Here is a 19,276-nt window from a genome sequence, read left to right on the forward strand (position 1 = left end):
CTCTTTCCTCCTCTGTCAGCCATTGTGCATAATCAGGATAAGTACATTTTTTGTACAGTTTAATGCCTGGGATCAATTTTTATTAACTGATTAACATTATTTACAATGTTACAACCTCTGCCCGGCGCATCCGCCTTGCAAAGAGTGTATAAATCCCCCGCGATACGCTGTAAAATCCCGCCCTGATAACTCCATAATTGATGAATTTTTAACCTATGAGCAATGTTACGCACCAGCCGAAAATCGGCTTCGTCTCCCTGGGCTGCCCGAAAAACCTGGTGGATTCAGAACGCATCCTGACCGAACTGCGCACCGAGGGCTATGACGTGGTGCCAAGCTACGACAACGCCGATATGGTGATCGTTAACACCTGCGGGTTTATCGACAGCGCGGTTCAGGAGTCACTGGAAGCCATCGGTGAAGCCCTGACGGAAAACGGCAAAGTGATTGTTACCGGCTGTCTGGGCGCGAAAGAAGACCAGATCCGCGAAGTGCACCCGAAGGTGCTGGAGATCACCGGTCCGCACAGCTACGAGCAGGTGCTGGAACATGTTCATCACTACGTGCCAAAACCAAAGCACAACCCGTTCCTGAGCCTGGTGCCGGAACAGGGCGTGAAGCTGACGCCGCGCCACTACGCTTACTTAAAAATTTCCGAAGGCTGCAACCATCGCTGCACCTTCTGCATCATCCCGTCCATGCGTGGCGATCTGGTGAGCCGTCCGATTGGCGAAGTGCTGGCGGAAGCTAAACGTCTGGCCGATGCGGGCGTGAAGGAGCTGCTGGTCATCTCTCAGGACACCTCGGCCTACGGCGTGGACGTCAAACACCGCTCCGGTTTCCACAACGGCGAGCCGGTGAAAACCAGTATGGTCGGTCTGTGCGAGCAGCTTGCTAAGCTCGGTATCTGGACGCGTCTGCACTACGTCTACCCGTACCCGCACGTTGACGACGTGATCCCGCTGATGGCGGAAGGCAAAATTCTGCCGTACCTGGATATCCCGCTGCAGCACGCCAGCCCGCGTATCCTGAAGCTGATGAAGCGTCCTGGCTCCGTTGACCGCCAGCTGGCGCGCATCAAGCAGTGGCGCGAGATCTGCCCGGATCTGACCCTGCGCTCCACCTTCATCGTCGGCTTCCCGGGTGAAACCGAAGAAGACTTCCAGATGCTGCTCGACTTCCTCAAAGAAGCCCGTCTGGACCGCGTAGGCTGCTTCAAGTACAGCCCGGTAGAAGGCGCAACCGCCAACGAGCTGGCGGACCAGGTGCCGGAAGAGGTGAAAGAAGAGCGCTGGAACCGCTTCATGCAGCTGCAGCAGCAGATCTCTGCCGAGCGTCTGCAGGAAAAAGTGGGCCGCGAGATCATGGTGATCGTTGACGAAGTGGACGAAGAAGGCGCGATTGGCCGCAGCATGGCGGACGCCCCTGAAATCGACGGCGCGGTGTACCTGAACGGCGAAACCAGCGTGAAGCCGGGTGATATTATTCGCGTGAAGGTTGAAAACGCGGATGAGTATGACCTGTGGGGTAGCCGGGTTTAATCCCCCCACTCCACTTTTGTAGGCCGGGTAAGGCGTAGCCGCCGCCCGGCACATTTCACTGCACTACCCCTTAATCCTCGGATCCAGCGCGTCGCGCAGCCCGTCCCCCAGCAGGTTAAACGCCAGCACGGTCAGAAAAATCGCCAGACTCGGGAAGATCGCCACGTGCGGCGCAATCACCATATCCGCCCTCGCCTCGTTCAGCATCGCGCCCCACTCCGGCGTGGGAGGCTGCGCCCCTAACCCCAGAAACGACAGGCTGGCCGCCGAGATAATCGACACGCCGATACGCATGGTGAAATAGACCACGATGGACGACACCGTACCCGGCAGAATATGGCTGAACAGGATGGTGGCGTCGCTGGCCCCCATACTGCGGGCGGATTCGATAAAGGTCTGCTGTTTCAACACCAGCGTGTTGCCGCGCACCAGACGGGCAAAGGCCGGAATCGAAAAGACCGCCACCGCAATGATGACGTTCGCCATGCCGCTGCCCATGATCGCCACCACGGCAATCGCCAGCAAAATGCCGGGGAAAGCAAACAGCACGTCGCAGATACGCATGATGATGCGGTCCCACCAGCCTTCGTAATACCCGGCAACGAGACCCAGCACGGTACCGATGGCCGCGCCGATCAGCACCGCGAACACCCCGGCGGCAAGCGAAATCTGTGCCCCGACCAGCACGCGGCTAAAGATATCGCGCCCGAGGGAGTCCACGCCGAACCAGTGCAGCATCGACGGTCCGTCGTTCAAGCGGTCGTAGTCAAAATAGTTTTCCGCATCAAAGGGCGCCACCCACGGCGCAACGATCGCCACCGCAATCAGCAGCAGCACAAACAGCCCCGCGGTCATCGCGACCGGCTGACGGCGAAAACGCCGCCAGAATTCGGACCACGGGGTGCGGACGTGGTCCGGTTTTAGCCCCGGCATCGCGTTTAAAACGGCCTGACGTCGCCAGTTCAACAATCGCATCTTACTTGTACCTGATGGCCGGGTTAATGGCGGCGTAGAGCACGTCCACCACTAAGTTGATAAGAATAAACTCCAGCGAGAAAAGCAGGACTTCCGCCTGAATCACCGGGTAGTCGCGCATCTCGACGGAATCGACCAGCAGGCGTCCCAGCCCCGGCCAGTTGAAGACCTTTTCCACGACGATAGAGCCGCCCAGCAGGAAGCCAAACTGCAGCCCCATCATCGTCACCACCGGGATCATCGCATTGCGAAACCCGTGCTTGAGGATGACCCACTTCTCGCTGACCCCTTTCGCCCGCGCGGTCCGAATATAATCTTCGCTCAGCACGTCAACGAACGAGGCGCGGGTAAAGCGGGCCATCACCGCCGACACGGCAGCCCCCAGCGTCATGGAAGGCAGGATGTAATGCTTCCAGGTATCGGCTCCGACGGTCGGCAGCCAGCCCAGCTCGACGGAGAAGATCTGCATCAGCAGCATCCCCAGCGCGAACGCCGGGAAGGAGATGCCGGTCACCGCCAGCGCCATGCCGAGCTTGTCCGGCCAGCGGTTGCGCCAGACGGCTGCGACAATCCCGGCGCCAAGCCCAAACACGACCGCCCAGCTCATGCTGGCAATCGTTAACCAAAACGTCGGCATAAAGCGGCTGGCAATCTCCTCCGACACCGGACGGCGCGACACCATCGAGATACCAAAATCGCCCTGCAGAACGTTGCAGATGTAATGGATGAACTGCATATACAGCGGCTGGTCGAGGCCAAGCTGCTTACGCACCAGGTCAATAACGGTGGCATCCGCTTCAGGCCCGGCAACCAGACGCGCCGGATCGCCCGGCAGCATATGGACAAACAGAAACACCAGGACCGTCACAATCAGCAGCGTCGGAATAAGCCCCAGCAGGCGTTTACAAACATAATTCAGCATGAGGTTTATTTTAAATCCGCATCGTCAAAGCTAAAGCCCGTGTCCGGCATGATGTAGAACCCGGTCAACGCTTTGTTATGGGCTGACACCAGTTTCTCCACCACCAGCGGCACCCACGGTGACTCTTTCCAGATAATATCCTGCGCGTCTTTGTAGAGGCGCGCTTTCTCTTCCGGTTTGGTGGTTTTCAGGGCATCGGTCAGGTCTTTGTCCACCTGCGGATTGCTGTAAAACGCGGTGTTGAACAGGGTTGGCGGCCAGTTCTGCGAGGCGAACAGCGGCGACAGCGCCCAGTCGGCTTCACCGGTCGAGGCCGTCCAGCCGGTATAGAACATCCGCACCCCGCTCTCTTTCTGCCCTTTCCCCTCCACTTCTGCCGCACGCTGTCCGGCATCCATCGCGGTCACCTGCGCCTTGATGCCGACCTGCGCCAGCTGCTGCTGGGTAAACTGCAGCACCTTCTGGGCGGTACTGTGATTATGCGAGGACCACAGCGTGGTGCTGAAACCGTTCGGGAAGCCCGCCTCTTTCAGCAGCTCGCGCGCTTTGGCCGGATCGTACGGCCACGGCTGATAGCTTTGCGCATAGGCGATAGCCGGCGGCAGCACGCCGGTCGCCGGGGTGGCATAGCCCGCAAAGGCGACCTTCACCAGTGCCTGACGGTTAATGGCGTAGTTGATGGCTTCACGCACCTTCGGGTTATCGAACGGCTTTTGCGTGACGTTCATGCTGATGTAGCGCTGCATGATCGACGGGCTGGCGACCAGCTCCAGCTTGCTGTTTTTCTGCAAAATGGCGGCCTGCTCATACGGGATCGGGAAGGCAAACTGCGCCTCGCCGGTTTGCAGCATCGCCGCGCGGGTGTTGTTGTCCACCACAGGGCGCCAGGTGATGGTGTCCAGCTTCGGCAGCCCTTTCTGCCAGTAACCCGCGAATTTCTTCACCTTCACAAAATCGGTCTGGTTCCAGGTGAGCAGTTCGTAAGGGCCGGTGCCAACAGGGTGGAAGCCGATCTCCTTGCCGTATTTCTTCAGCGCGGCAGGGGAAATCATCGCCGTTGCCGGATGCGCCAAAATATTGATGAACGCGGAGAACGGCTCTTTCAGGGTGATTTTTACCGTCGCCGGGTCGACCACCTCGGTGCTGGCGATATTTTTATACAGGTTATAGCGCTTGAGGCTATTTTCCGGATTGCTGGCGCGATCGAGGTTAACCTTCACCGCTTCCGCGTTGAAATCTGTCCCATCCTGGAACTTCACGCCGGTTCTGAGCTTAATGGTATACGCCAGCCCGTCGTCGGACACGGTGTACCCCTCCGCCAGCACGTTTTTAAGCTTCATCTCTTTATCCAGGCCGAAAAGGCCCTGATAGAACGATTTTGCCACCGCCTGAGAAAGCGTGTCGTTGGCGTCATACGGATCGAGCGTGGTGAAATTCGAGCCGACGGCAACCACCACGTCTTTGGCAGCGAACGCGGGGGCAGCGGCCAGGGCTGCCGTCACGCTCGCGGCTAACAACCATCTACGCGCTACAAAAGTAACCATTGTGTTCTCCTGCCTGTTGTAAGTTATAACCGCGAAAACGCATTGTCCTGACGCGGGGGAGCGACGAAATGCCCCGGACCGACCTCGCGCAGCGTCACGCGCTCTACGGCCTCGCCGCGTTTACGAATATTGCTCGGCATTTCATCCTGCAGCAGCACGCGCTGGCCGTGACGATGCGCCGGATCGGCAACCGGGACCGCCGCGATAAGCTTGCGGGTATACGGGTGCTGCGGGTTCTCAAACACCGCTCTTCGCGGCCCAATCTCCACGATCTGCCCCATAAACATCACCGCCACGCGATGGCTGATGCGCTCGACTACGGCCATATCGTGCGAGATAAACAGGAAGGCAATCCCCATATCCCGCTGTAAATCCAGTAATAAGTTGATGATCTGCGCCCGGATAGAGACATCCAGCGCCGAGACGGACTCATCGGCAATCACCACTTTCGGGTTCAGCGCCAGCGCGCGGGCGATGCAGATACGCTGCCGCTGTCCGCCGGAAAACTCGTGCGGATAACGCCAGGCGTGTTCCGGCTTCAGGCCGACGCGCTCCAGCAGCCAGGCCACGCGACGCTGTGCCGCTTCACCGTCGAGCAGGTTATGTACCCGCAGCGGCTCCATGATCGAATACCCCACCGTATGGCGCGGATCGAGGGAGGCATACGGGTCCTGGAAAATAAACTGAATATCCCGCCGCACCGCCTGCAGCCTGCTGTCCGGAAGGGTATCAATACGCTCACCGTTAAAGGTAATGCTGCCTTCCTGTGATTCCACCAGACGAAGCAACGCGCGCCCGGTGGTGGATTTACCGCAGCCGGACTCCCCCACCAGCGCCAGCGTTTCGCCCGGCCAGAGATCGAAGCTGACGTTTTCCACCGCGTGCACTTCGCGCTTTACGCGGTTCAACACGCCGCTGCGCAGCGGAAAACGGGTGACCAGATCGCGCACTTCAAGAATGGGCTTGCCCGGCACCACGGTGTCCTGCTCGCGCTCATCCTCCTGCTGCTCAGACGCCTCGAGAGAAATCAGGGGGAAGCGGCGCGGCAAATCGCTGCCGTTCATCGCCCCCAGGCGCGGAACCGCCGCCAGCAGCGCTTTGGTGTAAGGATGCACGGGCGCGTGAAAAATCTGCTCGACCGGGCCGGTTTCCACCGCGCTGCCCTTGTGCATCACCAGCACCCGATCGGCGATATCGGCGACCACGCCCATATCGTGGGTGATAAATATCACCCCCATCTCCATCTCCTGCTGCAGCACTTTGATGAGCTGCAGGATCTGCGCCTGGATCGTCACGTCCAGCGCCGTCGTCGGTTCATCGGCAATCAGCACCGCCGGACGGCACGAGAGCGCCATGGCAATCATTACCCGCTGGCGCATGCCGCCGGAAAGCTGATGCGGATAGCGCCCCAGAATGGCCTGCGCCTCCGGAATGCGCACCAGCTCCAGCATCCGTCGGGCCTCGTTGAGCGCTTCATCGCCGCTCAGCCCCTGATGCAGGCGGATGGACTCGGCGATTTGTTCCCCGACCGGAAAAACCGGGTTCAGGGAGGTCATCGGCTCCTGGAAGATCATCGCAATATCCGCCCCGCGCACGCCCTGCATCTGCGAACCGCTCAGCTCAGTTAAATCAATGACCTGACGGTTGCGGCGGCGCAGGAGCATTTTCTCGCTGCTGATTTGCCCGCCCGTCTGTTCCAGCAGGCGCATCAGCGCCAGCGCGGTGACCGATTTACCGGAGCCGGACTCGCCAACAATCGCCAGCGTCTCGCCGCGCCTGAGCGTGAACGATAAATTCTGTACTGCGGGGATGAACTGCCGCTCTTCCTGAAACGCAATATTGAGCTGATGGACAGCCAGCACTTCACGGTTGTCCAGTTCTTCACTGTGCGGCACGCGCTGCCCCCTTATTCACGATAGATGCCCGTGCTCGGTTCATCACCGGCATAACCCCAGGCGCGATACATGCCTTCGCTGTTGAACGGCAAAGCCACGTTGCCCTCACGATCCACCGCAATGAGCCCGCCGACGCCGCCAAGCGCAGGCAGTTTTTCCATCACCACGCGCTCGCAGGCTTCACTGAGGCTTAAACCGCCGTAATCCATCAGCGCGGTGATGTCGTAGGCCGCGAGGGCGCGGATAAACACTTCCCCGGTTCCGGTACACGACACCGCCGCCGTCGCGTTATTGGCATAGCAGCCGGCGCCCGGCAGCGGGCTATCGCCGACGCGTCCGGGCAGCTTGTTGGTCATCCCGCCGGTTGACGTCGCCGCCGCGAGGTTTCCGGCCTTATCGAGCGCTACCGCGCCGACCGTGCCCATTTTGGTGGTTTCATCCAGCGGCGCACTGTGGTCAAGCTGCGTCATGCCCGCCGAACGGGCTTCCAGCAGCTGCTGATAGCGCGCTTCCGTGGAAAACAGATCCGGCGATACCGGTTCCATTCCGTGCTCGAAGGCAAACCTCTCTGCCCCGGCCCCCGTCAGCAGCACGTGCGGACTCGCTTCCATCACCAGACGCGCCGCCAGCACCGGATTACGCAGATGACTTACGCCCGCCACGGCGCCCGCTTTCAGGGTGACGCCGTCCATCACGCAGGCATCCAGCTCGTGCGTTTCATCCCGGGTAAAGACCGAACCAATCCCCGCGTTAAATAACGGGCACTCTTCCAGCAGCCGCACCGCCTCGGTGACCACATCCAGCGCGCTTTCGCCCGCTTCCAGCATTTTCTGGCCCGTTTCCACAATGGCGTACAGCGCGTCGATATAACGCTTTTCCTGCTCGGGACTGAGCTGTGCTCGGGTGATTGCCCCGGCGCCACCATGAATTGCGATTACCGCATTAACCATTCGCATCACCCGTTAGCCTGATTTGCGGCTTTTTCTATAAATATCATTATCGTCGATGAAACTTCAGATGATTTTTGAATATAGAAAGACGTAACTGTGATGTAAAGCGTACACCCATCGGGTCATACAGTTAGCCGCACTTTTCTGCCATAATGAGCGCTTTCGTTGTTACTCCGCAGGAGCCCACCATGGATTTTACCGCCGGACTGATGCCGCTTGAGACGGCACTCACGCAGATGCTTGACCGAGTTTCCCCGCTGCATGACGTTGAAACGCTGCCCCTTGTGCGCTGTTTTGGCCGTATCGCCGCGCGCGATATCGTCTCTCCGCTTAACGTGCCGGGGTTTGATAATTCCGCGATGGACGGTTACGCGGTACGCCTGGCGGATCTCCAGACGGGTAAGACCCTGCCGGTGGCAGGTAAAGCCTTTGCGGGTCAGCCGTTTAGCGGTGAATGGCCTGCGGGCACCTGCGTACGCATCATGACCGGCGCACCGGTTCCGGTCGGTTGTGACGCCGTGGTAATGCAGGAAGAGACCGAACAGACCGACGACGGCGTGCGTTTTACCGCGAGCGTCAAAGCGGGCCAGAACATCCGCCGCACGGGCGAAGATATCACGCTTGGCGCAACGGTCTTTGCCGCCGGACAGAAGCTGACGGTAGGTGAACTGCCCGTGCTGGCGTCGCTCGGCGTTGCTGAAATCGACGTTATCCGTAAAGTGCGCGTCGCCGTTTTCTCCACCGGCGACGAGCTGCAGCTTCCGGGCCAGCCGCTGCAGGAGGGCCAGATTTACGATACCAACCGTCTGGCGGTACACCTGATGCTGGAGCAGCTGGGCTGCGACGTGATTAACCTCGGCATTATTCCTGACGATCCGGAAAAACTGCGCGCCGCGTTTATTGAGGCGGATAAATCCGCCGACGTGGTCATCAGCTCCGGCGGCGTCTCCGTGGGCGAAGCGGATTACACCAAAACCCTTCTTGAAGAGCTGGGCGAAATCGCCTTCTGGAAGCTCGCTATCAAGCCGGGCAAACCGTTCGCGTTTGGCAAGCTTCCACACAGCTGGTTCTGCGGCCTGCCGGGTAACCCGGTTTCGGCGGCACTCACCTTCTACCAGCTGGCGATCCCGCTGCTGGCGAAGCTTTCAGGCAACAAGGCCAGCCCGCTGCCTGAACGTCAGCGCGTGCGCGCCGCCACGCGCCTGAAAAAATCACCGGGCCGCCTCGATTTCCAGCGCGGCATTCTGGCGCGCAGCGCGGACGGCGAATTGGAAGTGAGCACCACCGGGCACCAGGGCTCGCATATTTTCAGCTCCTTCAGCCAGGGCAACTGCTTTATCGTGCTGGAGCGCGAGCGCGGCAATGTGGAAGCAGGCGAGTGGGTTGAGGTAGAACGTTTTAACCACCTGTTCGGAGGCTGACATGACGGTGGAGCTGAGCGACCCGGAGATGATGCGCTACAACCGCCAGATTGTGCTGCGCGGGTTTGACTTCGAGGGCCAGGAAGCGCTTAAGGCAGCAAGCGTGCTGGTTGTCGGGCTCGGCGGTCTGGGCTGCGCCGCCGCGCAGTATCTTGCGGCGGCGGGCGTGGGCAGGATGACGCTGCTGGATTTCGATACCGTATCGGTGTCCAACCTGCAGCGCCAGACGCTGCACAGCGACGCGACGGTTGGCCAGCCGAAAGTGGACTCTGCCCGCACGGCGCTGTCGCGCATCAACCCCAACGTTCAGTTCACCCAGATTGACGCGATGCTGGATGACGACGCGTTGTCCGCGCAGATTGCGCAGCACGACCTGGTGCTGGACTGCACCGATAACGTCACCGTCCGTAACCAGCTCAACGCAGGCTGTTTTGCCCACAAAATCCCGCTGGTCTCCGGCGCGGCGATCCGCATGGAGGGGCAAATCAGCGTCTTCACGTACGCGGAAGGCGAACCCTGCTACCGCTGCCTGAGCCGCCTGTTCGGCGAGAACGCCCTGACCTGCGTTGAGGCGGGCGTGATGGCGCCGCTGGTCGGCGTGATTGGCTCACTGCAGGCGATGGAAGCGATCAAAGTCCTGGCGCACTACGGCACGCCTGCCGCGGGGAAAATCGTGATGTATGACGCGATGACCTGCCAGTTCCGCGAGATGAAGCTGATGCGTAACCCGGGGTGTGAGGTTTGTAGAGGTTAAAGCAAACGGCAACCTTCAGGTTGCCGTTTTAATGTTTGCTCCCTCTCCCTGTGGGAGAGGGTTGGGGTGAGGGCATCAGGCCGCACCCGTTAGATAGACGTCCGTCCAAACGCGCCCTGCCAGTCCTGCTCAAACTTCACAATCGCCGCGTCTACTGCCGGAGAGGTAATAAACTGCTGCGCCACGTCCAGCGGCAGCGTGATGGACTCGCACCCTGCCAGCAGGCAGTCCAGCGCCTGACGCGGCGTTTTAAAGCTCGCGGCCAGCACCTTTGACTGCGGGGCGTGCAATGTCAGCAGCTGCTGTAATTCCACAACAGTCTGGATCCCGTCCCCGCCCTGCGCATCCACGCGGTTAACGTAAGGCGCCACATACTCTGCACCCGCCAGCGCGGAGAGCATCCCCTGCGCGGCGCCGTATACCGCCGTACCCAGCGTCGGGATACCCTCTGCTTTCAGCATCTTGATCGCCGCCAGCCCTTCGGCGGTTACCGGCACTTTCACCACCAGGTCGTTAATGATGGCGCGCAGCTTACGCGCGTCCTCCACCATGCCTTCCGCGGTGGTCGCCATCACCTGGGCGAACAAACGGCCTTTGCCGCCCAGCGCGTCGTGCAGCTCTGGCAGCAACACGTCCAGCGGCGTTTTACCTGCGGCCACAATGCTTGGGTTAGTGGTCACGCCCGCCAGCGGGAAGATACGCGCCAGCTTTTTGACTGCCGCAACGTCAGATGTGTCGAGATAAAGTTCCATGATGTCACCCTCAAAATTAGCCTGCACTTACCCTATCACGACAAAACCTGCTCAGTAGTTGACTTGCATCAAGATAACTTTCATTCGAAAGTCATTTAATCTTCATATGCAAGATGAGAGGCGAAATCATGATCTTCAATATTCAGCGTTACTCTACCCACGATGGCCCCGGCATTCGAACCGTGGTGTTCCTGAAAGGCTGCTCGCTGGGCTGTCGCTGGTGCCAAAACCCGGAAAGCCGCTCCCGCAGCCGGGACGTGCTCTTTGATGCACGCCTGTGCCTGGACGGCTGTGACCTGTGTCAGCAGGCGGCACCGGGCTGTATCGAACGCGCGCTGAACGGGCTGGTCATTCATCGTGAGAAGCTTGATGAAGCCACGCTCACCGCCCTTACCGACTGCTGCCCGACGCAGGCGCTGACCGTCTGCGGTGAAGAACAGCAGGTCGAGGAGATCATGGCGACCGTGCTGCGCGATAAACCCTTCTACGACCGCAGCGGCGGCGGCATCACCCTCTCCGGCGGCGAACCGTTTATGAACCCAGAGCTGGCGCACGCGCTGTTTAAAGCCAGCCACGAACAGGGGATCCACACCGCCGTGGAAACCTGCCTTCACGTACCGTGGCATTATATCGAGCCGTCATTACCCTACGTCGATCTGTTCCTCGCCGACCTGAAGCACGTCGACGGTGAAGTCTTCAAACAGTGGACGGACGGTTCGGCTAAGCGGATCCTGGACAACCTGAAACGCCTTGCCGCGGTCGGGAAAAAAATCACCATCCGCGTGCCGCTGATCCAGGGCTTTAACGCGGATGAAGCGTCCATAACCGCCATTACCAACTTCGCCGCTGACGAACTCGGCGTCGAGGATATTCATTTTCTGCCGTATCACACGCTGGGCATGAACAAATACACCCTGCTCGGCCAACCCTACTCTGCCCCTGACAAACCGCTGGATAACCCTGCCCTGCTGGACTTCGCGCAGCAGTACGCCTGCCAGAAAGGGTTAACCGCGACCTTACGAGGATAAACCTATGACAACCCTGAATCTCAACACCCTCAGCGAGCGCATTAAAGCGCACAAAACGGCCCTGGTGCATATCGTTAAGCCGCCGGTCTGTACCGAGCGCGCGCAGCATTACACCGAAATGTACCAGCAGCACATGGACAAGCCGATCCCGGTGCGTCGCGCCCTGGCGCTGGCGCATCACCTGGCTGAACGCACCATCTGGATCAAACACGACGAGCTGATTATCGGTAACCAGGCAAGCGAAGTGCGCGCCGCGCCGATTTTCCCGGAATACACCGTCTCCTGGATTGAGAAAGAGATCGACGATCTGGCGGACCGCCCGGGCGCGGGCTTTGCGGTAAGCGAAGAGAACAAGCGCGTGCTGCATGAGATCTGCCCGTGGTGGCGCGGCCAGACGGTGCAGGATCGCTGCTACGGCATGTTCACCGACGAGCAGAAAGGCCTGCTGGAAACCGGCATTATCAAAGCCGAGGGCAACATGACCTCCGGCGACGCGCACCTGGCCGTTAACTTCCCGCTGGTGCTGGAGAAAGGCCTCGACGGCCTGCGCGCCAAAGTGGCCGAGCGCCGCACGCGCATCAACCTGACGGTGCTGGAAGACCTGCACGGCGACCAGTTCCTGAAGGCGATCGATATCGTGCTGGAAGCCGTAAGCCTGCACATCAAACGCTTTGCCGACCTGGCGCGTGAAATGGCCGCGACCGAAACCCGCGAAAGCCGCCGCGACGAGCTGCTGGCGATGGCGGAAAACTGCGACATCATTGCTCACGAGCCGCCAAAAACCTTCTGGCAGGCGCTGCAGCTGTGCTACTTCATTCAGCTGATCCTGCAGATTGAGTCCAACGGCCACTCCGTCTCCTTCGCGCGCATGGACCAGTATCTCTATCCGTTCTACCGCCGCGACGTGGAGCTGAACCAGAGCCTCGACCGCGAACACGCCATCGAGCTGCTGCACAGCTGCTGGCTGAAGCTGCTGGAAGTGAACAAGATCCGCTCCGGCTCGCACTCCAAGGCTTCCGCCGGTAGCCCGCTGTACCAGAACGTCACCATTGGCGGCCAGAAGCTGGTCAACGGTGAGCCAATGGACGCGGTGAACCCGCTCTCCTACGCGATTCTGGAATCCTGCGGTCGCCTGCGCTCCACCCAGCCGAACCTGAGCGTGCGCTACCACGCGGGCATGAGCAACGACTTCCTCGACGCCTGCGTGCAGGTGATCCGCTGCGGCTTCGGGATGCCCGCATTCAACAACGATGAAATCGTCATTCCGGAATTCATCAAGCTCGGCGTTGAACGAGACGACGCCTACGACTACGCGGCCATCGGCTGCATCGAAACCGCGGTGGGCGGCAAGTGGGGCTACCGCTGCACCGGCATGAGCTTTATCAACTTCGCCCGCGTGATGCTCGCCGCGCTGGAAGGCGGCCGCGACGCCACCAGCGGCAAGGTGTTCCTGCCGCAGGAAAAAGCCCTCTCTGCCGGTAACTTCGATAACTTCGAAGAGGTGATGGCGGCGTGGGACAGCCAGATCCGCTACTACACCCGCAAATCCATCGAGATTGAGTACGTGGTGGACACCATGCTGGAAGAGAACGTCCAAGATATCCTCTGCTCGGCGCTGGTGGACGACTGCATCGAGCGCGCGAAAAGCATCAAGCAGGGCGGCGCGAAGTATGACTGGGTCTCCGGCCTGCAGGTGGGGATCGCCAACCTCGGCAACAGCCTGGCGGCGGTGAAAAAGCTGGTGTTCGAACAGGGCACTATCGGTCAGCAGCAGCTGGCGGCCGCGCTGGCGGATGACTTCGACGGTCTGACCCACGAGCAGCTGCGTCAGCGCCTGATCAACGGCGCGCCGAAGTACGGCAACGATGACGACAGCGTGGACATGCTGCTGACGCGCGCCTATCAGACCTACATCGAAGAGCTGAAGCAGTACCACAACCCGCGCCACGGCCGCGGCCCGATTGGCGGTAACTACTACGCGGGCACCTCCTCGATTTCCGCAAACGTGCCGTTTGGCGCGGCAACGATGGCCACCCCGGACGGACGTAAGGCGCACACCCCGCTGGCGGAAGGGGCAAGCCCGGCTTCCGGTACGGACCACCTCGGCCCGACGGCGGTGATTGGCTCGGTGGGTAAACTGCCTACCGAGGCGATTCTGGGTGGCGTGCTGCTTAACCAGAAGCTGAACCCGTCGACGCTGGAAAACGACAGCGATCGCCAGAAGCTGATGGTGCTGCTGCGCACCTTCTTCGAGGTGCATAAAGGCTGGCATATTCAGTACAACATCGTCTCGCGCGAAACGCTGCTGGAAGCGAAGAAACATCCTGACCAGTATCGTGACCTGGTGGTGCGCGTGGCGGGCTACTCGGCGTTCTTCACCGCCCTGTCGCCGGATGCGCAGGACGATATTATCGCCCGTACCGAGCATACGCTGTAAAAAAACGCCCGGTGGTGCTGCGCTTACCGGGCCTACTCCTTCCTCCGTAGGCCGGGTAAGGCGAAGCCGCCACCCGGCTTTCTGACTTTCATTCGAAATTAAATTTGTGCTCCCCGTCACCTTGTTATTAGAATGTTTCAAAACGCAGTGACCCAGGAGCACAGTATGACCGTTAAAGTTATCGTCACCGATATGGACGGAACTTTCCTTGATGATGCCAAGCAGTACGATCGTGACCGCTTCCAGGCACAGTTTGAACAGCTTAAATCCCGCGACATTGAATTCGTTGTCGCCAGCGGCAACCAGTATTACCAGCTCATCTCCTTCTTTCCGGAACTGAAAGACAGGATCTCCTTCGTGGCGGAAAACGGCGCGCTGGTGTTCGATCGCGGTGAACAGATTTTCCACGGCGAGCTGACGCGGCATGAGTCGCAGATCGTCATCGGCGAACTGCTGAAAGACAAAGGCCTTAACTTCGTGGCCTGCGGGTTGGAAAGTGCCTACGTCAGCGACCAGGCCCCTGAAGCGTTCGTGGCGCTGATGTCAAAGCACTACCACCGCTTAAAGCGCATCAGCGATTACCGCGACATTGACGACGTGCTGTTTAAGTTCTCCCTGAACCTGCCGGACAGCGATATCCCGACGCTGGTGGATAAACTGCACGTCTCCCTCGACGGCATCATGAAGCCGGTCACCAGCGGCTTTGGTTTTGTCGATTTGATTATCCCCGGCCTGCACAAGGCCAACGGCATCAGCCGTCTGCTGAAACGCTGGAAAATCTCCCCGCAGGCGTGCGTGGCCATTGGCGACAGCGGCAACGATGCCGAGATGCTGAAGCTGGTGAAATATTCCTTTGCGATGGGCAACGCGGCGGAAAGCATCAAAGAAATCAGCCGCTACAGCACCGACGACAACAACCATCAGGGCGCGCTGAACGTCATTCAGGCCGTACTCGACAACCATTCCCCGTTCGACGTCTGATCCCTTCCTCGCCGGAGCCTTGCTCCGGCCTCTCACTCTTTTTCCGTCCTGTGGCTTGCGTCAAGTTTTTAAACTTGCATTAACTTATTTTTAACTTAAAGTATCACTTGTAGATATTTTTACTTTCGAATGAAAGATGCGAGGCAGTTATGACCTTTACCAGTGAAACTTTGCCAGCGGATCACAAAGCGGCAATCCGTCAGTTGAAACGTGAGCTGCGTGCGCAGATCGGCGACGTGCAGGCGGTGTTTAATAAGCTCAGCGATAAAATTGCCACCCGCGTGGCGGAAATCAACGCCCTTAAGAACAAAGGCGAAACCGTCTGGCCGGAGATCCCGTTTACGGACGTGAAAAACGGCACTATCACCGACGCACAGCGCGAAGCCGTTAAGCGCCGCGGCTGCGCGGTGATTAAAGGTCATTTCCCGCGCGAGCAGGCGCTGGCGTGGGATCAGTCGATGCTCGACTACCTCGATCTGAACAAATTTGACGACGTGTACAAAGGGCCCGGCGATAACTTCTTCGGCACCCTAACGGCCTCTCGTCCGGAGATTTTCCCGATTTACTGGTCGCAGGCGCAGATGCAGGCGCGCCAGAGCGAAGAGATGGCACAGGTGCAGTCGTTCCTGAACCGTTTATGGACATTCGAGAGCAACGGCAAGCAGTGGTTCAACCCGGACGTGAGCGTGATTTACCCGGACCGTATCCGCCGCCGTCCGCCGGGAACCACCTCGAAAGGGCTGGGCGCGCATACCGACTCCGGCGCGCTGGAGCGCTGGCTGCTGCCGGCCTATCAGCAGGTGTTTGCCCGCGTGTTTGACGGCAACGTCGATAAGTACGATCCGTGGAACGCCGCGCACCGTACCGAAGTGGAAGAGTACACCGTCGATAACACCACCAAGTGCTCGGTGTTTCGCACCTTCCAGGGCTGGACGGCGCTGTCGGACATGATCCCCGGCCAGGGGCTGCTGCACGTGGTGCCGATCCCGGAGGCGATGGCCTATATCCTGCTGCGTCCGCTGCTGGACGACGTTCCGGAAGATGAGCTGTGCGGCGTGGCGCCGGGGCGCGTGCTGCCGGTTTCCGAGAAGTGGCACCCGCTGCTGATTGAGGCATTAAGCAGTATTCCGGCGCTGGAAGCGGGCGATTCCGTATGGTGGCACTGCGATGTGATCCACTCCGTCGCGCCGGTGGAAAATCAGCAGGGCTGGGGCAACGTGATGTACATCCCTGCCGCCCCGATGTGCGAGAAAAACCTCGCCTACGCGAAGAAGGTCAAGGAAGCGCTGGAAACCGGCGCCTCGCCGGGGGACTTCCCGCGCGAGGATTATGAAAAGCGCTGGCAGGACCGCTTTACCGTGAACGATCTCAACATCCACGGCAAGCGTGCCCTGGGCATGGTCTAGCTGTCGTAAAGCCCTTCCCGCTCCACGGCGGTACGTCGTTTCCCCTGACGTATCCGCCGTACCGACTCCCTTACGGTCAGCGTACCGTTCAGCAGTAACGTCCCCACCGGCGCGTCCGGGCGCATCAGCCGCTGCTGGAGCATGTATACGGCTTCTGTTCCCAGCTCATCGCGCGGAACATGCACGGCCGTTAATGGAACATCCTGAATCGCCGCCAGGTTAAACCCGTCAATGCTCATCACCGACACGTCCTGCGGCACGCGAAGACCGTGGTTTTGTAATGCGCTAATGGTGCCCGCCGCCATAAAGTCGCCGCCGACCAGAAACGCCGTCGGCAGGTCTTTTCCCTTCTGCTGGTTAAGCCACTCGCTGACCAGGTGTTCTGTCTCTTTGGCGCTGAAGCTGGGCACCACCAGCAGATCGCGTTTATCGTTGAACGTCAGGTTGTGGGACTGCCACGCATCGCGGATCCCCGACAGGCGCTGCTCCATGGTGTAGCGACGCAGGCACAGCACGTTCATCACCTCACGGTGTCCCATCTCGAACAGATATTCCGCCGCCCGCTCGCCAATGGCGCGATGATCCGGCGCGACGGCAGGCAGACGCACGTGGCGGTCCCGGCAGTTAATCAGCATGCAGGGTTTACCCACGTCCACCGCCAGATCGTGGATATGGGGATCGTCGATGCCAAGAAGGATTGCCGCCTGCGTATCCGCTTCGTTCATGCGCGCCAGAAACAGCTGGGCGTCGCTGTCGTTCTCTTCCAGCGCGCAGTAGCGAAGGCGCACGTCGTGCGAGGCAAGTCCTTTACTCACGCTCTGGATCACGCGGTAGTAAAAGATGTCGGACCGCTCGTCGAAGGCGCGCTGCGGGGCAAAAACCACCAGGCTATTGAGCAGTAACCGACCTGCCGCCATGCCCTCCATCACCCCCAGCTCCAGCGCGCACGCCAGCACCTTTGCGCGCGCTTTTTCACTGGTATTGGCTTTCCCCGCCAGCACCCGCGACACGGTGCTGATCGAGAGCTGCGTACGGGCTGCGATCTCGGTGATTTTTAGCCTTTTGTCCATTTTGTGATCTGGCTCCATTTGCGAAATGAAAAAATTTTCATAGCGTATCCGTCAGGCAATAACTGACATGGATGTCATCATGCCAGAGCCTTTTCGTCAGTTATGAGAAATTTTGCACAAAATCCACTATTGCCTACTCATTTTCTCCCTTAAGGTGAACTTGTCACACAACTTCCATACTAGTTGTATACCAACTTAAGCAGTTTAAACGGATAGAAATCAAAGGCATAAAAATCCGTGTGACACCTGAACCTCCGTCCCCTTACCGTCCGTCTTGTGGAGAGTAAAATGAGTCAGGACATCAATAACACCGTTGCGACAAGCAAAACCCGTCGCGTCATCAAGAACCTGCGCTGGTACGTGCTGGTGCTGTTCTTACTTGGCGTCACCGTTAACTACATCACCCGAAACTCGCTCGGGATCCTCGCCCCGGAACTGAAAGAGAGCCTCGGGATCACCACCGAGCAATACTCCTGGATCGTTGGCGCATTCCAGATCGCCTACACCATTTTCCAGCCCCTGTGCGGCTGGCTGATTGACGTTATCGGCCTGAAGATTGGCTTTATGGTCTGCGCCGGGATCTGGGCGCTGATGTGTATTTTCCACGCGGGTGCCGGAACCTGGCTGCACCTGGCTATTCTGCGCTTCTTTATGGGTGCCTCTGAGGCCGCCGCTACCCCCGCGAACGCCAAAACCATCGGCGAATGGTTCCCGAAATCAGAGCGTCCCGTTGCCGCAGGCTGGGCGGGCGTGGGCTTCTCCATCGGCGCGATGCTGGCTCCGCCTATCATCTACTTTGCTCACGCCTCGTTCGGCTGGCAGGGCGCGTTCATGTTTACCGGCGTGCTGGCGCTGCTGTGGGTGATCCTGTGGTGGGCGTTCTACCACAACCCGGAGCAGCACCCGAACCTGAGCAAGGACGAGCTGGCGTTCATCAAGCAGGATAACGAACCGCCTGCGGTGAGACTGCCCTTCCTGACCGCGCTGAAAACCGTCTCGAAAAACAAACGCTTCTACGGTATCGCCATCCCGGCCTTTATGGCGGAACCCGCCTGGGCGGTGCTGAGCTTCTGGGTGCCGCTGTACCTCGCCAAAGAGCACGGCATGGATCTGAAGCAGATTGCGATGTTTGCCTGGCTGCCGTTCCTCGCCGCCGACCTCGGCAGCGTGGCGAGCGGCTACCTGACGCGTCTGTACACCCGCCTGTTCGGCTGCTCCCGCGTTAACTCGGTCGTTGCCAGCTCCGTGACGGGCGCGTTCCTGATGATCTCGCTGGGCATCGTGGCCATTACCCGCGACCCGTATATCACCATCGTGCTGATCTCCATCGGCGGTTTCGGGCACCAGATCATCTCCTGCATGCTGAGCGCCCTGGTCGTGGAGTCGTTCGACAAAGGCCAGATGGCGACCGTCAACGGCATGCGCGGCTCGGCGGCGTGGATCGCCAGCTTCCTGTTCTCGCTGTTAATCGGTGTGACCGCCGACAAAATCGGCTTTAACCCGCTCTTTATTGCCATGGGCTTCTTTGACCTGATTGGCGCCGTCTTCCTGGTAGCATTTATTGCTGAACGTCGCGCCAAGCGCGCCTGATAGTGGATGT

General features: G+C 59.6%; 15 protein-coding genes. 8 read left to right on the forward strand and 7 right to left on the reverse strand.

Annotation, left to right across the window (positions count from 1 at the left end):
* The first annotated feature begins 215 nt into the window (after window positions 1–215).
* Complete coding sequence (gene rimO, locus V4835_RS16665; protein ID WP_331412907.1) at window positions 216–1,541, forward strand: 30S ribosomal protein S12 methylthiotransferase RimO; 1,326 nt, start codon at window positions 216–218, stop codon at window positions 1,539–1,541.
* A gap of 63 nt (window positions 1,542–1,604) precedes the next feature.
* Here the strand turns inward: rimO and gsiD are convergent, their stop codons facing one another.
* From gsiD to iaaA, 5 genes are read right to left on the reverse strand one after another with little or no spacing between them, the layout of a single operon-like run.
* Window positions 1,605–2,516, reverse strand: a complete 912-nt coding sequence (gsiD, locus tag V4835_RS16670) for a glutathione ABC transporter permease GsiD (RefSeq protein ID WP_193941952.1) — start codon at window positions 2,514–2,516, stop codon at window positions 1,605–1,607.
* A 1-nt stretch (window position 2,517) separates the two neighbouring features.
* Window positions 2,518–3,438: a glutathione ABC transporter permease GsiC gene (gene gsiC / locus V4835_RS16675; RefSeq protein ID WP_331412908.1), complete on the reverse strand. Its 921-nt coding sequence runs from the start codon at window positions 3,436–3,438 to the stop codon at window positions 2,518–2,520.
* A 5-nt stretch (window positions 3,439–3,443) separates the two neighbouring features.
* Complete coding sequence (gsiB, locus tag V4835_RS16680; protein ID WP_331412909.1) at window positions 3,444–4,982, reverse strand: glutathione ABC transporter substrate-binding protein GsiB; 1,539 nt, start codon at window positions 4,980–4,982, stop codon at window positions 3,444–3,446.
* A gap of 23 nt (window positions 4,983–5,005) precedes the next feature.
* Entirely contained in the window at window positions 5,006–6,877 is a 1,872-nt protein-coding gene (gsiA, locus tag V4835_RS16685) for a glutathione ABC transporter ATP-binding protein GsiA (protein WP_311390881.1), read from the reverse strand.
* Between the two features lie 11 nt (window positions 6,878–6,888).
* Window positions 6,889–7,827 (reverse strand): beta-aspartyl-peptidase, encoded by a 939-nt coding sequence (iaaA, locus tag V4835_RS16690; protein ID WP_331412911.1) that lies wholly within the window; start codon window positions 7,825–7,827, stop codon window positions 6,889–6,891.
* 188 nt (window positions 7,828–8,015) lie between these two features.
* Here iaaA and moeA point away from each other — a divergent pair, with 188 nt between their 5' ends.
* Window positions 8,016–9,248, forward strand: coding sequence for a molybdopterin molybdotransferase MoeA (gene moeA / locus V4835_RS16695; protein ID WP_331412912.1), 1,233 nt, complete (start codon window positions 8,016–8,018; stop codon window positions 9,246–9,248).
* A 1-nt stretch (window position 9,249) separates the two neighbouring features.
* Entirely contained in the window at window positions 9,250–10,002 is a 753-nt protein-coding gene (gene moeB, locus V4835_RS16700; protein WP_331412914.1) for a molybdopterin-synthase adenylyltransferase MoeB, read from the forward strand.
* Window positions 10,003–10,091: 89 nt separating this feature from the next.
* On the opposite strand, the gene fsa is transcribed toward moeB, so the two are convergent.
* The gene (gene fsa, locus V4835_RS16705) at window positions 10,092–10,754 is read right to left on the reverse strand and encodes a fructose-6-phosphate aldolase (protein WP_010428983.1); all 663 of its coding nucleotides are present in this window, start codon (window positions 10,752–10,754) and stop codon (window positions 10,092–10,094) included.
* 128 nt (window positions 10,755–10,882) lie between these two features.
* On the opposite strand from fsa, the gene V4835_RS16710 reads away from it, so the two are divergent.
* From V4835_RS16710 to V4835_RS16725, 4 genes are all read left to right on the forward strand, one after another.
* On the forward strand, window positions 10,883–11,782 hold the full coding sequence (locus tag V4835_RS16710) for a glycyl-radical enzyme activating protein (RefSeq protein WP_331412917.1): 900 nt from the start codon (window positions 10,883–10,885) through the stop codon (window positions 11,780–11,782).
* Window positions 11,783–11,786: 4 nt separating this feature from the next.
* Window positions 11,787–14,219 carry a formate C-acetyltransferase/glycerol dehydratase family glycyl radical enzyme gene (locus tag V4835_RS16715; RefSeq protein WP_331412919.1) on the forward strand — a complete coding sequence of 811 codons (2,433 nt, stop codon included), beginning with the start codon at window positions 11,787–11,789 and terminating at the stop codon, window positions 14,217–14,219.
* 165 nt (window positions 14,220–14,384) lie between these two features.
* Window positions 14,385–15,200 (forward strand): Cof-type HAD-IIB family hydrolase, encoded by an 816-nt coding sequence (locus V4835_RS16720; RefSeq protein WP_331412921.1) that lies wholly within the window; start codon window positions 14,385–14,387, stop codon window positions 15,198–15,200.
* A 149-nt stretch (window positions 15,201–15,349) separates the two neighbouring features.
* Window positions 15,350–16,606 (forward strand): DUF1479 domain-containing protein, encoded by a 1,257-nt coding sequence (locus V4835_RS16725; RefSeq protein WP_331412922.1) that lies wholly within the window; start codon window positions 15,350–15,352, stop codon window positions 16,604–16,606.
* Here V4835_RS16725 and V4835_RS16730 read toward each other — a convergent pair.
* Window positions 16,603–17,676, reverse strand: a complete 1,074-nt coding sequence (locus V4835_RS16730; protein WP_331412923.1) for a LacI family DNA-binding transcriptional regulator — start codon at window positions 17,674–17,676, stop codon at window positions 16,603–16,605. The genes V4835_RS16725 and V4835_RS16730 overlap by 4 nt on opposite strands.
* Before the next feature lie 288 nt (window positions 17,677–17,964).
* Here V4835_RS16730 and V4835_RS16735 point away from each other — a divergent pair, with 288 nt between their 5' ends.
* A complete protein-coding gene (locus tag V4835_RS16735) occupies window positions 17,965–19,266 on the forward strand; it encodes an MFS transporter (protein WP_331412924.1) in 1,302 nt (433 codons plus the stop codon).
* Window positions 19,267–19,276: the final 10 nt, after the last annotated feature.

The organism is Enterobacter cloacae complex sp. CARB60, assembly GCF_036487345.1.
GTDB classification, from domain to species: domain Bacteria; phylum Pseudomonadota; class Gammaproteobacteria; order Enterobacterales; family Enterobacteriaceae; genus Enterobacter; species Enterobacter asburiae_D.

Bases quoted from the DNA above. Each gene is read 5' to 3' on its own strand.
- gsiD (WP_193941952.1), bottom strand. From the start codon at position 2,516: ATGCGATTGTTGAACTGGCGACGTCAGGCCGTTTTAAACGCGATGCCG.
- V4835_RS16730 (WP_331412923.1), bottom strand. From the start codon at position 17,676: ATGGACAAAAGGCTAAAAATCACCGAGATCGCAGCCCGTACGCAGCTC.
- iaaA (WP_331412911.1), bottom strand. From the start codon at position 7,827: ATGGTTAATGCGGTAATCGCAATTCATGGTGGCGCCGGGGCAATCACC.
- V4835_RS16735 (WP_331412924.1), top strand. From the start codon at position 17,965: ATGAGTCAGGACATCAATAACACCGTTGCGACAAGCAAAACCCGTCGC.
- moeB (WP_331412914.1), top strand. From the start codon at position 9,250: ATGACGGTGGAGCTGAGCGACCCGGAGATGATGCGCTACAACCGCCAG.
- V4835_RS16710 (WP_331412917.1), top strand. From the start codon at position 10,883: ATGATCTTCAATATTCAGCGTTACTCTACCCACGATGGCCCCGGCATT.
- gsiB (WP_331412909.1), bottom strand. From the start codon at position 4,982: ATGGTTACTTTTGTAGCGCGTAGATGGTTGTTAGCCGCGAGCGTGACG.
- V4835_RS16725 (WP_331412922.1), top strand. From the start codon at position 15,350: ATGACCTTTACCAGTGAAACTTTGCCAGCGGATCACAAAGCGGCAATC.
- fsa (WP_010428983.1), bottom strand. From the start codon at position 10,754: ATGGAACTTTATCTCGACACATCTGACGTTGCGGCAGTCAAAAAGCTG.
- rimO (WP_331412907.1), top strand. From the start codon at position 216: ATGAGCAATGTTACGCACCAGCCGAAAATCGGCTTCGTCTCCCTGGGC.
- moeA (WP_331412912.1), top strand. From the start codon at position 8,016: ATGGATTTTACCGCCGGACTGATGCCGCTTGAGACGGCACTCACGCAG.
- V4835_RS16715 (WP_331412919.1), top strand. From the start codon at position 11,787: ATGACAACCCTGAATCTCAACACCCTCAGCGAGCGCATTAAAGCGCAC.
- gsiC (WP_331412908.1), bottom strand. From the start codon at position 3,438: ATGCTGAATTATGTTTGTAAACGCCTGCTGGGGCTTATTCCGACGCTG.
- V4835_RS16720 (WP_331412921.1), top strand. From the start codon at position 14,385: ATGACCGTTAAAGTTATCGTCACCGATATGGACGGAACTTTCCTTGAT.